The sequence below is a fragment of the Streptomyces cupreus genome (assembly GCF_014257025.1).
Classification (GTDB): Bacteria; Actinomycetota; Actinomycetes; order Streptomycetales; family Streptomycetaceae; genus Streptomyces; species Streptomyces cupreus.
The window spans coordinates 89,683-102,245 of sequence record NZ_JACMSF010000031.1; the positions used below are offsets into that span (position 1 = coordinate 89,683).

At 70.6% G+C, this 12,563-nt stretch carries 12 protein-coding genes; 6 read left to right on the plus strand and 6 right to left on the minus strand.

All coding sequences use genetic code 11. The annotated features are described in order from the left end of the window. Positions 1 to 126: 126 nt before the first annotated feature. Both H4N64_RS26250 and H4N64_RS26255 read left to right on the plus strand, forming a co-directional pair. Complete coding sequence (locus tag H4N64_RS26250; protein ID WP_186284882.1) at positions 127 to 579, plus strand: hypothetical protein; 453 nt, start codon at positions 127 to 129, stop codon at positions 577 to 579. A 54-nt stretch (positions 580 to 633) separates the two neighbouring features. Beyond that, complete coding sequence (locus tag H4N64_RS26255) at positions 634 to 1,503, plus strand: spermidine synthase (RefSeq protein WP_186284883.1); 870 nt, start codon at positions 634 to 636, stop codon at positions 1,501 to 1,503. Between the two features lie 19 nt (positions 1,504 to 1,522). On the opposite strand, the gene H4N64_RS26260 is transcribed toward H4N64_RS26255, so the two are convergent. Then, positions 1,523 to 2,041: a hypothetical protein gene (locus H4N64_RS26260; RefSeq protein WP_186284884.1), complete on the minus strand. Its 519-nt coding sequence runs from the start codon at positions 2,039 to 2,041 to the stop codon at positions 1,523 to 1,525. A gap of 110 nt (positions 2,042 to 2,151) precedes the next feature. Here H4N64_RS26260 and H4N64_RS26265 point away from each other — a divergent pair, with 110 nt between their 5' ends. From H4N64_RS26265 to H4N64_RS26275, 3 genes are all read left to right on the plus strand, one after another. Then, entirely contained in the window at positions 2,152 to 2,862 is a 711-nt protein-coding gene (locus tag H4N64_RS26265; RefSeq protein ID WP_186284885.1) for a response regulator transcription factor, read from the plus strand. Continuing rightward, positions 2,859 to 4,256, plus strand: a complete 1,398-nt coding sequence (locus H4N64_RS26270; protein ID WP_186284886.1) for a sensor histidine kinase — start codon at positions 2,859 to 2,861, stop codon at positions 4,254 to 4,256. The genes H4N64_RS26265 and H4N64_RS26270 overlap by 4 nt, the downstream gene beginning before the upstream one ends. A gap of 110 nt (positions 4,257 to 4,366) precedes the next feature. After that, complete coding sequence (locus H4N64_RS26275) at positions 4,367 to 5,809, plus strand: glycoside hydrolase family 18 protein (protein WP_186284887.1); 1,443 nt, start codon at positions 4,367 to 4,369, stop codon at positions 5,807 to 5,809. A gap of 174 nt (positions 5,810 to 5,983) precedes the next feature. Here H4N64_RS26275 and H4N64_RS26280 read toward each other — a convergent pair whose 3' ends face one another. The 4 genes from H4N64_RS26280 to H4N64_RS26295 form a co-directional block, all read right to left on the minus strand. Further along, a complete protein-coding gene (locus H4N64_RS26280) occupies positions 5,984 to 7,420 on the minus strand; it encodes a GH1 family beta-glucosidase (protein ID WP_186284888.1) in 1,437 nt (478 codons plus the stop codon). A 107-nt stretch (positions 7,421 to 7,527) separates the two neighbouring features. Beyond that, positions 7,528 to 8,430: an ABC transporter permease subunit gene (locus H4N64_RS26285; RefSeq protein ID WP_186284889.1), complete on the minus strand. Its 903-nt coding sequence runs from the start codon at positions 8,428 to 8,430 to the stop codon at positions 7,528 to 7,530. A 10-nt stretch (positions 8,431 to 8,440) separates the two neighbouring features. Beyond that, positions 8,441 to 9,457: a carbohydrate ABC transporter permease gene (locus tag H4N64_RS26290; protein ID WP_186284890.1), complete on the minus strand. Its 1,017-nt coding sequence runs from the start codon at positions 9,455 to 9,457 to the stop codon at positions 8,441 to 8,443. A gap of 5 nt (positions 9,458 to 9,462) precedes the next feature. After that, entirely contained in the window at positions 9,463 to 10,779 is a 1,317-nt protein-coding gene (locus H4N64_RS26295) for an ABC transporter substrate-binding protein (RefSeq protein WP_186284891.1), read from the minus strand. Between the two features lie 369 nt (positions 10,780 to 11,148). Between H4N64_RS26295 and H4N64_RS26300 the strand changes: the two genes are divergently transcribed. Further along, positions 11,149 to 12,204, plus strand: coding sequence for a LacI family DNA-binding transcriptional regulator (locus tag H4N64_RS26300; RefSeq protein WP_186284892.1), 1,056 nt, complete (start codon positions 11,149 to 11,151; stop codon positions 12,202 to 12,204). Between the two features lie 14 nt (positions 12,205 to 12,218). Here the strand turns inward: H4N64_RS26300 and H4N64_RS26305 are convergent, their stop codons facing one another. Further along, a complete protein-coding gene (locus H4N64_RS26305) occupies positions 12,219 to 12,506 on the minus strand; it encodes a hypothetical protein (protein WP_186284893.1) in 288 nt (95 codons plus the stop codon). Positions 12,507 to 12,563 lie beyond the last annotated feature (57 nt).

The window sequence follows — 12,563 nt, forward strand, 5'->3', positions numbered from 1 at the left end:
AGCATCTGCCATGAACTGCCATCCTTTGCGGCGGACTTGTGCCGTAGCCGTTGACGCGGTGACACGTTGAACCAGATGGGCCGGGAGCCGCCCGATTCCCGACCCGCTCGTTTCGAGGAGGGTTCCGTGGTGGAGGCCGGGATGGAGTCCAGCCAGAGCATCGATCCTTGTACGCCGTCGACGACAGTGGGGCACCCGCCGACCCCGGAGTGCAGCGCGCCGCCGTGCACGGGGGCGGCCTGCGATCTGGTGACGGTGCCGACGCGACAGGGGTTGGAGGCGGTCGACATCCTTCGGCGCGGGGCGGGGGACGCCGTGGGGCCCGTCCTGCATGACGACGGCTGCGACACGCTCGGGTTCGTGGTGCCGGCCGGGACGGCGGAGGGCTGGGACGTACCGGGCAGCACCTGTACGCAGACCGACGGCCGGGGGCTGACTCTGGACCCCGAGCCCCCGGTGGAGGGCTCCGACTGGCTGCTGCCGCCCGGCGAGGCGGACCGCGCGACGGATCCGGCGGTACTGCGGGCGGCCCTGGGCGAGGCGGCACGGCTGATCGAGGCGGCGGACAACTGTCGCTGACCTCCGCGTGAGCGCGGGACTGCATGATCTCGCGGCTCTCCGCATAATGGTCTGATGGGCAAGTCCAAGAAACCCCGCCGCCAAGAACCGGCCGCCGCGGCCGTCGTCGAGGCGGTCGACGGGGGGCTCGCCGAGTTGATACCCGACCGGGATCGGGTGCGGGCCTGGACGCTGCTCATCGACGGGGCGCCCCAGTCGCATGTCGATCTGGACGATCCGGCTTATCTCTCCTTCGAGTACCAGCGGCGGCTCGGGCATGTCATCGATCTCGTCGCCCCTCCCGGCAAGCCCGTCCAGGCCGTGCACCTCGGCGGCGGCGCCCTCACGCTCGCCCGCTACGTCGCCGCCACCCGCCCCCGCTCCACCCAGCAGGTCGTCGAGCGGGACGCGACCCTCGTCCAACTGGTCCGCCGCGAGCTGCCGTTGGACCGGAACGCCCGGATCCGGGTGCGCTCGGTGGACGCGCGCGAAGGGCTCTCCAAGGTGCCCGACGGCTGGGCCGACCTCGTCATCGCCGATGTGTTCAGCGGCGCCCGCACCCCGGCCCATCTGACCTCGACGGAGTTCCTGGACGAGGTGCGCCGGGCCCTGCGCCCCGGCGGCTGGTACGCCGCCAACCTCGCCGACGGACCGCCGCTCGCGCATCTGCGCGGCCAGATCGCCACCGCCGCCGTCCGCTTCCCCGAGCTCGCCCTGGTTGCCGACCCGACCGTCCTGCGCGGCAAACGCTTCGGCAACGCCGTCCTCGTCGCCGCCGACCACCCGCTGCCGATCGCGGAGCTGACCCGTCGAGCCGCCTCGGATCCCCACCCGGGACGGGTCGAGCACGGCAGGGCACTCACCGACTTCACGGGCGGCGCCACCCCGGTCACGGACGCGGCGGCCGTGGCCTCACCCGCGCCCCCGGCCTCGGTGTTCCGGTAGGTCAGCAGCTCCCGCCAGGTCAGTAGTTCCCGATCTCCACCCGCGGCGCGCTGTCGTGCCATGTGCAGAACACCGACACCCGGTCCGCGCCCTGCGCGAACTCCACCCGGATCCACGACTCCGTCTTCCACACCTGCATCGACCAGCCCGTGCCCGGCGTCGCCGACACCAGCGTCGCGTAGGTCTCGCCGAGGTCGAAGACCACCCGGCCGCCATCGGTGTCGTAGCTCTTGATCTGGCCGGAGGCGGTGGGGGAGGGGCCGGGGGCAGGCGTCCTGGACGGTGCCGGCGTACGGCTCGGGGACGGCTTCGGCGACGGGCTCTTCCCGGACTCCGACTCCGACGGAGTCGATCGCCGCGTCGAGGACGCCAGCGGCTTCGACTCCTGCGTCGTCGCGTCCGCCGCCGCGATCGGCAGGGCGCGGGGCGGGTCGTAGGCCGTGCCCGCCATGACCGTGTGCACGCCCCACCACGACAGCGTGACCGCCGCGCCCGTGGCGAGCGACCAAGCCAGTACGTGTACGAGTCCTCTGCGCATCGCGGGCCATACTGCCTCACGCGTCCCACAAGTGTCGTCCGGTTGTCCACAGCGCGGCAGTTGTCCACAGGCCCGGACCGGGCTCCCCGCCATGGCGTACGGTGCGGCGCATGGCAAGTGTGCTCGTGGTCGAGGACGACCAGTTCGTACGCTCGGCCCTCATCCGGCATCTGACCGACGCCGCACACACCGTGCGCAGTGTCGGCACCGCCCTTGAGGCGCTGCGCGAGGTCGCCCATTTCCGTTTCGACGTGGTCGTCCTGGACCTCGGTCTGCCCGATCTGGACGGGTCCGAGGCGCTGAAGATGCTGCGCGGGATCACCGACGTGCCGGTGATCATCGCCACCGCCCGCGACGACGAGACGGAGGTCGTCCGGCTGCTGAACGCGGGCGCCGACGACTACCTGACCAAGCCGTTCTCCGTCGAGCACCTGTCAGCCCGGATGGCCGCCGTCCTACGACGGTCCCGGGCCGCCGTCGGGGATGCGCAGCCGGAGTCCGTGCTCCGCGTCGGCGGCCTCACCGTCGACCCGCTGCGCCGCCAGGCCGAGCTGGACGGCGTACGCCTTGACCTCACCCGCCGTGAGTTCGACCTGCTCGCCTTCCTGGCCGGCCGCCCGGGTGTCGTCGTACCGCGCAAGGAGCTGCTCGCCGAGGTGTGGCAGCAGTCCTACGGCGACGACCAGACCATCGACGTGCACCTGTCCTGGCTGCGCCGCAAGCTCGGTGAGACCGCTGCCAGCCCGCGCTATCTGCACACCCTGCGCGGAGTCGGGGTGAAGCTGGAGCCACCGGGACCGCAAGGGGGGCCGCCGCGATGAGATGGGCCCTGGTCAAGGTCTCCCTGGCGGTCACCACGATGGTCGTCCTCGCCTTCGCGGTGCCGCTCGGACTCGTCATCAAGGAGATGGCCCGCGACCGCGCCTTCTCCAACGCCGAGCGGGAGGCGGCCGCGGTCGCCCCGGCCCTTTCCATCACCACCGACCGCGCCCAGCTCGAACGCGTCGTGGCCTCCGCCGGCTCGGAGGAGGAGATGGCCGTGCACATACCGGCGGCCGACGGCACCGAGGCCGTCGACATCGGGCGGCAGCGCGCGGCCGGCGACGACATCGCGACCGTACGGCGGCTCGGCCGCGCCTCCACCACCAATGTGCCCGGCGGCTCCACCCTGCTCCAGCCCGTCGCGATCAGCTCCGGCGAGATCGCGGTCGTGGAGGTGTACGTCCCCGAGTCCGAGGTCAGCAACGGCGTCTCCACGGCCTGGGCGGTCCTCGCCGCCGTCGGTGTCGCGCTGATCGTCGGCTCGGTCGCCGTCGCCGACCGGCTCGGAGTGCGGATGGTGCAGCCCGCGCAGCGCCTGGTCGAGGGCGCGCACGAGCTGGGGGAGGGCAAGCTGGGCGCCAGGGTGCCGGAGGAGGGGCCGAACGAACTGCGGCTCGCGGCCGCCGCGTTCAACTCCATGGCCGACCAGGTCGTCCAACTGCTCGCGAACGAACGGGAGCTGGCGGCCGATCTGTCGCACCGGCTGCGGACCCCGCTGACCGTGCTCCGGCTGAACGCGGCCTCGCTCGGGGACGGTCCGGCCGCCGAGCAGACCCGGGCCGCCGTCGCCCAGTTGGAGCGCGAGGTCGACACCATCATCCGTACCGCGCGGGAGGCCAAGCCGCAGACGGCGGCGGCCGGTCCGGGCGCCGGGTGCGACGCGGCCGAGGTGGTGCGCGAGCGGATGGCGTTCTGGTCGGCGCTGGCGGAGGACGAGGGCCGCAAGGTGCGGGTGGCCGGGGTCGACCGGCCGGTGCGGATACCCGTGGCCCGGGCCGACCTGGCCGCCGCGCTTGACGCCCTGCTCGGCAATGTCTTCCGGCACACCGCGGAAGGCACGGCCTTCGCGGTCGACGTGCACAACGGCGAGGACGCGGTGATCGTGCTCGTCTCCGATGCCGGGCCCGGCATACCCGACCCCGAGGCGGCCATGGCCCGCGGGCGGGGTTCGGGCAGCGCGGGATCGACCGGGCTCGGCCTGGACATCGTGCGCAGGCTCGCGGAGTCGACCGGCGGGGACGTGCGGATCGGATCGTCCGTGCTCGGCGGCACCGAGGTGCGGATCTGGATCCAGCTCGACGGGCGGGCGCCCGAGCGCCGGGGGCACCGGGTGCGCAGGCGCCGTAGCGGCCGATTGGTCTCGACCTTTAACCGGCCCCGATCCCTTCCTTAAGCGCACCCTAAGATCCTCAACGCCCGCCCCGATCATGCAGTTTGCCCGTTTTCACATCGCTAGCGTGCTGCCGCACCCCCTCCCCCGTGAGCAGCGAAAGCAGGCATGCGATGAGCATCCACCGGCGCAAGGTCAGCGGCAGGAACAAGGCGATAGGCGGCCTCGTCGCCGCCGCCGTGGTCGGTGGCGGCGCCGTCTTCCTCACCGGCACCGCGCAGGCGGCCGGCGTGGGCGCCGCGTACACCAAGACCAGTGACTGGTCGACCGGTTACACCGCGCAGTACGTCGTCACCAACGACACCGGCTCGACGAAGGCCGACTGGACCCTCACCTTCGACCTGCCGTCGGGCGCCAAGCTGAGCTCGCTGTGGAACGCCGAGTCCAGCGTCAGCGGTTCGCGCGTCACCGTGAAGCCGGCGGCCTGGGACAAGGACGGGCTCGCGGCCGGGGAGTCGGTCACCGTCGGCTTCGTCGTCAACGGCTCAGGCGACCCGACCGGCTGTGTCGTCGACGGCGTCAAGTGCTCGGCGGACGACGGCGCGACCCCGGAGCCCACCGGCCGCCCCACCCAGACCGCGACCCCCACCCCCACCCCCACCCCCACCCCGACGCAGACCGCCACCCCCAAGCCCACGGAGTCGACCGGCAGCGGCAACACGACCAACGCCGGATTCGCCCCGTACGTCGACACCTCCCTCTACCCCGCCTTCGACCTGGTCGCCGCCGCCGAGGCCACCGGCGTGAAGGACTACAACCTCGCCTTCGTCACCGACGGAGGCGGCTGTACGCCCAAGTGGGGCGGGGTGAGCGACCTGGCGAGCGACGCGGTCGCCGCGCAGATCGGCGCACTGCGCGCCAAGGGCGGCGACGTCCGGGTGTCCTTCGGCGGCGCGGCCGGCAGCGAGCTGGCGACGACCTGCTCCTCGGCGGACGCGCTGGCGACGGCGTACGGCAAGGTCGTGGACGCCTATGACCTCACCAAGGTCGACTTCGACGTCGAGGGCGGCGCGCTGCCCGACACCGCGGCCAACACCCGCCGCGCCCAGGCCATCGCCGAGCTCCAGAAGCAACACCCCGACCTGGACGTCTCCTTCACCCTCCCGGTGATGCCGGAGGGCCTGACCCAGCCCGGCGTGGACCTGCTGGCCGACGCCAAGAAGAACGGCGTGAACATCGACGCCGTCAACATCATGGCGATGGACTACGGCCCGGCGTACAGCGGTGACATGGGCACCTACGCCGAGCAGGCCGCCACCGCCACCCAGGCCCAGATCAAGGGTGTCCTCGGCCTGTCCGACAGTGCCGCCTGGAAGACCGTCGCGGTCACCCCGATGATCGGCGTCAACGACGTGGTCACGGAGGTCTTCAAGGTCGAGGACGCCACCCAGCTGGTGAACTTCGCCAGGTCCAAGGGCCTCGGCTGGCTGTCGATGTGGTCGGCGACCCGCGACAAGGCCTGCCCCGGCGGCCCGAAGCCCGCGGCCGACGCGACGTGCAGCTCCATCGACCAGGACAAGAACGCCTTCGCCAAGGCCTTCGCGGCCTACAACTGACCAGCGGTCTACAACCGACCACGGGGGAACGCGCCCCGGCCGGCCTCACGCCCCCATCCGGCCGGGGCGCACATCCGCCCTACGCCGGCCGGCACCACGCGGTCCCCGGCCTGGGGTGGTCGACCCTGGACGGCACAACAGGGCGCGGCGCCCCGCAAGGCGCCGCGCCCCCCGTCAGACCGACTCCACCCCCGGAAGCGCCCCCGTTCGAGCCGCCTGCCCGTACCACAGGGCGCTCGACTTCGGGGTCCGCTCCAGGGTCGTGTAGTCGACGTACACCGCGCCGAAGCGCTTGTCGTAGCCGTAGGACCACTCGAAGTTGTCCATCAGGGACCACAGGTAGTAGCCGCGGACATCGGCGCCGTCCTCGATGGCGCTGCGGACCGCCGAGAGGTGGCCGTGGAGGTAGGCGATCCGCTCCGGGTCGTGGACGTGGCCGTCGGGGTCGGGCTTGTCGTCGTAGGCCGCGCCGTTCTCCGTGATGTACAGCGGCAGGCCCGGGGCCTCACGGGTGTAGCGCATGATCAGGTCGTGCAGGCCCGTCGGGTCGATCGTCCAGCCCATCTCCGTACGCTCGCCCGGGGTCTGGTGGAACGCGACGTCCTCCGCGGCCGGCCAGGGCGAGTACGCGCTCGCCCCGTGACCGTCCGCGCGCGGGCCCGCCGGGGCCGACGCGGCGGCCGACACCAGCGTCGGCGTGTAGTAGTTGAGGCCCAGCGCGTCCAACGGCTGGTTGATCAGCGCCAGATCACCGTCCTGGACGTACGACCAGTCCGTCAGCGACTGCGTCGCCGTCAGCAGCGACTGCGGGTAGGCGCCGTGCAGCATCGGCCCGTGGAAGACGCCGTTGGCCAGGTCGTCGATCCGCTGCCGGGCCGCCAGGTCCTCCGGATCGTCGGAAACCGCCCTGACCACCGAGGAGTTCAGGCTCACCGCCACCGAGTTGCGGGCCGGCATCACCGAGCGCAGGGCCGAAGCACCCAGGCCGTGCGCCAGGTTCAGGTGGTGCGCGGCGCGCAGCGAGGCCGCCGGGTCGGTACGCCCGGGCGCGTGCACACCCGAGGCGTACCCCAGAAAGGCGCTGCACCACGGCTCGTTGAGCGTGATCCACTGCTCCACCCGGTCGCCGAGCGCCTCACCGACGATCTGCGCGTACTCGGCGAACCGGTACGCCGTGTCCCGCTCCGGCCAGCCGCCCGCGTCCTCCAGCTCCTGCGGCAGATCCCAGTGGTAGAGCGTCACCGCCGGCTTGATGCCGTGCGCCAGCAGCTCGTCCACCAGATTGCGGTAGAAGTCCAGACCCCGCTGGATCGCCGGGCCACGGCCGGTCGGCTGCACCCGCGACCAGGAGATCGAGAAGCGATACGCCGTCAGGCCCAGCCCGGCCATCAGCGCCACGTCGTCACGGAAGCGGTGGTAGTGGTCGACAGCGATGTCACCGGTCTCGCCGCCGGCCGTCTTGCCCGGCGTATGGCTGAAGGTGTCCCAGATCGACGGGGTACGGCCGTCCTCCCGCACCGCCCCCTCGATCTGGTACGCGGAGGTGGCTGCGCCCCAGAGGAAGGCGGGAGGAAAGGTCACCGGGGTCACCGGCTGTGCGGACTCAGGCATGGAAGCGCTCCCATTGAGCTCGTGAAGACCGACGTGTAGGGGGAGGGGAGAAGGGGCCGGAGCGGCGGTGACCCGGCCCCTGGAGAGATACGGGGGATGCGGGGGCGTCAGCCCTTGACCGCGCCCTGCATGATGCCGCCCACGATCTGCTTGCCGAAGATCGCGAAGACGATCAGCAGCGGCAGCGTGCCCAGCAGCGCGCCCGCCATGATCAGGGACTGGTCCGGCGTATAGCCGCGGCCCAGGCCCGCGACCGCCACCTGCACGGTCGGATTGCCGTTCTGGGTCAGCACCAGGAACGGCCACAGGAAGTCGTTCCAGGTCTGCACGAACATCAGCATGCCCAGCACGGCCATCGCGGGACGGGCCGCCGGGAACACCACGTGCCAGATCACACGCCAACTGCTCGCGCCGTCCACCCGCGCCGCCTCGATGATCTCGTCCGGCAGCGCCTGGAGCAGATACTGCCGCATGAAGAACACACCGAACGCGCTCACCAGCGAGGGCAGGATCACCGCCTGGAGCTGGTCGGACCAGTCGAGTTCGGCGACCATCATGTACAGCGGGATCACACTGAGCTGCGGTGGCACCATCATCGTGCCGATCACGATCAGCATCATCGCGTTACGGCCCTTGAAGCGCAGCTTGGCGAAGGCGAAACCGGCGATCGTCGAAAGGAACACGATCGTCGCCGCCGACACCCCGGCCACGAACGTGGTGTTGAGGAACGCCTCGCCCAAGTTGGCGTCGTTCCAGGCGAGATCGAGATTGTCGAAGAGGTTCGAACCGAACCAGAACGGCGGCGGGGTCTGCGCCAGCCGCTGGTTGTCACGGGAAGCGGCGATCGCCGTCCACACCAGCGGGAACAGCGAGCCGAGGGTGAACAGCGCGAGGATCACATACGCGATCGGTCCCGCGTGCATCTGCCCGCCGGCCCGCGCCGCCTTGGGCCGACGCACACGCGGTCGCCGGTCCTCGGGGGAGTCTGGTTTCGTCAGGGTCGTCGTCACGGCCGGTCTCCTAACTACTGGCGCGCAGCCGGCGCGAGATGACGTAGTTGACGATCCCGATCACGATGAGGATCAGGAACATCGTCCAGGCGATGGCGGAGGCACGGCCCAGGTGCTGGTTCACCCAGCCCTGCTCGTACAGATAGAGGCCGAGCGTCTGGAACTGGTGCTGGGACCCGCCCGAGGCGCCCTTGTTCGCGTCGAACAGCAGCGGCTCACCGAACAGCTGGGAGGCGCCGATCGTCGACACGACCACGGTGAACAGGATCGTCGGGCGCAGCGAGGGCAGCGTGACATGGAAGAACTGCTGCCAACGGCTCGCCCCGTCCAGCGCCGCCGACTCGTACAGATCCTGCGGGATCGCCTGCATCGCGGCCAGGTAGATCAGCGCGTTGTACCCGGTCCAGCGCCAGATGACGATGGTGGAGACGGCGATCTGGGAGGCCCACTTGTCGTTCTGCCAGTCGATGTTGTCGATCCCGACCGCGCCCAGCGCCCAGTTGATCATGCCGTAGTCGCGGCCGAAGAGCAGCACGAACAGCAGCGAGGCGGCGGCGATCGAGGTCGCGTACGGCGCCAGCATGGCGACCCGGTAGAAGGTCGAGGCCCGCAGCTTGTAGTTGAGGATGTGCGCGATGCCCATCGCCATCAGCAGCTGCGGAACGGTCGAGATGATGCCGATGGTCAGCGTGTTCTCGGCCGCGTTCCAGAAGAACTCGTCGTCGAAGATCCGGGTGTAGTTGCGCAGCCCGACCCAGTCCATGTCGGTCGGCGCGGTCAGCTCCACCTGGTGCAGCGAGGCCCAGCCCGTGTAGATCAGCGGGAACAGGCCGAAGGCGAGGAACAGCAGGAAGAACGGCGAGACGAAGGCGTACGGACTCCACCGCACATCCCGCTGCCAGCGGCGGGACTGTCGCTTGCGGCGCCGCTGCTCCTGCTCGGTCGGACCGCCGCCGGACGGGCGGCCCGGGGCCGCGCCCCCCTCCTTTGCGGGGGACGCGGCGGCGGTGTCGTGCCCAGTGGTCATACGGGTCACTGATCCAGGGCGTTGTCGATGGTCTTCACGGCGTTGTCCCAGGCTTCCTTGGCGGACTTGCCCTGGGTCACCAGGACCACACCGTTGTCGGTCAGGCCCTGCTGGATGATCTGGTCCTTCGGGCCGATGGACTGGACGGGGATGTTCGCGGCGGCCTCGGCGAAGATCGTGCCGATCGGGGCGTCACCGGTCATGTCGTTCTTCGCGCCGGTCACCTCGGTCGACTCGTACGCGGCCGGCGTCGACGGGAAGCTGCCCTGCACGCCGAAGAGCTTGGCCTGCTGCTCGGGAGCGGTCAACCAGGCGGCCAGCTTCGCCGCCTCCTCCGCGTTCTTGCCGGACTTGGGCACGGTCAGGAAGGAACCGCCCCAGTTGCCGGACTTGGGCGCCTGGGCGATGTCCCACTTGCCGGCCGCCTCGGGCTTCGACTTGCCCTTGATGTAGCCGAGCATCCACGGCGGGCAGGACATCGCGGCGAACTTGCTGTTGGCGATCGTCGTGTCCCAGGCGGGCTGGAACTGCGTCTGGTTGCCGATTAGTCCGGCCTCGGCGGCCTCGGCGGTGAGGTCGAAGGCGTCCTTCACGGCCGGGTTCGTCTTGTAGATGACCTCGCCGGAGGAGTCGTAGAAACGGTCCTTCTCACCGCTGAGGATCGCCTGGAGCAGACCGCCGGGGGAGTCCAGGAAGGTGGTGCCCTTGGGCGCCTTGTCCTGGTACTGCTTGCCGACGTCGACGAACTTGTCCCAGCTGCCGGCCCACAGCTTGCCGACCTCTTCGCGGTCGGTGGGCAGCCCGGCCGCCTTGAACATGTCCGTGCGGTAGCAGATGGCCATCGGGCCGATGTCGGTGCCGACACCGACCGTCTGGCCGTCCTCGGTGGTGGCCTGCTGCCACTTCCATTCCAGATAGTCGCTCTCCTTGCCGTACTTCGACAGGTCGAGCAGCTTGTCCGACTGGGTCTGGACGATCTCGGCGATGTTGCCGACCTCGACCATCTGGATGTCCTGGAGGCCGCTGTTGGTGGTGAGGTGGTTGAGCAGCGCGGGGTAGTAGTTCTCGTTGCGCTCGACGACGGTCTGCTGGATGTCGATGTCGGGGTGAAGCTTCTCGTACTCCTTGTACAGACCGGACTCCTCGAAGCCCGCGGTGCCGAACAGACCAAGGGTGATCTTGGTCTTGCCGCCACCGCCCTCGGTCGACGAGCTGTTGTCGTCGTTGCCGTCGTCGGCACAGCCGGCCAGCAGCCCGGCGCCCAGCGACGCCACCGCCGCGAGGACAACCGCCTTACGGCGGATTCGGGTACGTGCTCGCATTGCGTCCTCCTGTTGCCCTGACGTGCCGACCCCCCGGCCAACTGCACTGTTGGGCCCGTTAGTTCTCGCTGCGGCTCGGGCGGGGAACGTGCGGGATGTGTATGTGTCAGGTACTGTGGGAGCGCTCCCACAAGTGATGTGTTGAAGAGTCGTCGGTCCGGGCGGGGGTGTCAAGGGCGTGGGAGCGGAGAGATGCGTTCAGTTATCGGGACGTTAACTGGAAGGCGGGGGTGCGCCACTGGATGAGCGGCGCCCCGGCTTCTCGATGCCGGTCGGCTTTGTGCGGCCCGTCCCTGTGGACGGCCACGACGGGGGACGGGACTGTTAAATTCCAGGCCAGCGACAAGACGACGGCGAAAGGCGGAGCCCATGGCAAGCCACGGAGCGCGGGGGCGGAGTGGCGGGCGGCCTACGCTTGAAGAGGTCGCGGCGCGTGCCGGTGTCGGTCGCGGGACCGTTTCCCGGGTGATCAACGGCTCGCCGAGGGTCAGTGACGCCACCCGCGCCGCCGTCGAGGCGGCCGTCGCCGAGCTCGGTTATGTCCCGAACACCGCGGCCCGTGCCCTCGCCGCCAACCGCACCGACGCCATCGCCCTTGTCGTCCCCGAGCCGGAGACCCGGTTCTTCGCGGAGCCGTACTTCTCCGACATGCTCAAGGGCGTGGGAGCCGAACTGTCCGAGACCGAGATGCAGTTGCTGCTGATCTTCGCGGGCAGCGACCGTGAGCGGCGCCGGCTCGCCCAGTACCTCGCCGCGCACCGGGTCGACGGTGTGCTGCTGGTCTCGGTGCACGCCGACGACCCGCTGCCCGATCTGCTCGCCCAGTTGGAGATTCCGGCCGTGATCAGCGGCCCGAGATCCGCCGCGGAGACGCTCACCTCGGTGGACTCCGACAACTACGGCGGCGCCCGCCAGGCTGTGGAGCACCTGCTGTCCCGTGGCCGCCGCGAGATAGCCCACATCACCGGCCGCCTCGACGTGTACGGCGCCCAGCGCCGCGTCGACGGCTACCGCGACGCCCTGCGGGACGCGGGGCGGACGGTGGACGAGCGGCTGATCGAGCCGGGCGACTTCACCGAGGAGGGCGGGCGGCGCGCGATGGCGGCGCTGCTGGAGCGGCGGCCCGATCTGGACGCCGTCTTCGCCGGCTCGGACGTGATGGCGGCGGGCGCCCGGCAGGTGCTGCGCGAGGCGGGGCTCCGTATCCCCGACGACGTGGCCCTCGTCGGCTACGACGACTCGGCCATCGCCCGCCACATGGAGCCGCCGCTGACCAGTGTGCGCCAGCCCATCGAGGAGATGGGCCGCAGAATGATCGACCTGCTGCTGGAGGAGATCGCCGACCGGCGCCCCGCGGTGTCCCGGGGTCTTGAGCGGCGGCAGGTGGTGCTGGCGACGGAGCTGGAGGAGCGGGCGTCGTCCTGAGAGCCCGAGCGGTGTCAGCGGTGCCAGCCCCGGCGGGGCCGGCGCCCCGGCCGTTCCGTGTGGTGGGTGATCAGCCAGGCGGCGACGGTCAGGATCACGCCCGCCAGCCAGACGAAGACCACCAGCCAGGTGCCCATGGAGCTGCCGGGGTCGTTGGCCTCCCGACACAGGTCCCCGACGCAGGTCTCGCCGTCGTTCTCGGCCGCGTCCAGCGCGACCACGAGCCACAGCAGCATCGCCAGGTTGAACGCCAGGACCAGCCACGTCAGCAGCCGCCACCGATGAACCCGCCGCGACCTCATGACGAGCCTCCCAGCTTCAAGAACGGCTCATAAGCTGACGATACGCCTCAGAGCCTG

Coding starts and splice junctions, on each gene's coding strand:
- H4N64_RS26255 (WP_186284883.1), top strand. CDS start 634: ATGGGCAAGTCCAAGAAACCCCGCCGCCAAGAACCGGCCGCCGCGGCC.
- H4N64_RS26260 (WP_186284884.1), bottom strand. CDS start 2,041: ATGCGCAGAGGACTCGTACACGTACTGGCTTGGTCGCTCGCCACGGGC.
- H4N64_RS26265 (WP_186284885.1), top strand. CDS start 2,152: ATGGCAAGTGTGCTCGTGGTCGAGGACGACCAGTTCGTACGCTCGGCC.
- H4N64_RS26270 (WP_186284886.1), top strand. CDS start 2,859: ATGAGATGGGCCCTGGTCAAGGTCTCCCTGGCGGTCACCACGATGGTC.
- H4N64_RS26275 (WP_186284887.1), top strand. CDS start 4,367: ATGAGCATCCACCGGCGCAAGGTCAGCGGCAGGAACAAGGCGATAGGC.
- H4N64_RS26280 (WP_186284888.1), bottom strand. CDS start 7,420: ATGCCTGAGTCCGCACAGCCGGTGACCCCGGTGACCTTTCCTCCCGCC.
- H4N64_RS26290 (WP_186284890.1), bottom strand. CDS start 9,457: ATGACCACTGGGCACGACACCGCCGCCGCGTCCCCCGCAAAGGAGGGG.
- H4N64_RS26295 (WP_186284891.1), bottom strand. CDS start 10,779: ATGCGAGCACGTACCCGAATCCGCCGTAAGGCGGTTGTCCTCGCGGCG.
- H4N64_RS26300 (WP_186284892.1), top strand. CDS start 11,149: ATGGCAAGCCACGGAGCGCGGGGGCGGAGTGGCGGGCGGCCTACGCTT.
- H4N64_RS26305 (WP_186284893.1), bottom strand. CDS start 12,506: ATGAGGTCGCGGCGGGTTCATCGGTGGCGGCTGCTGACGTGGCTGGTC.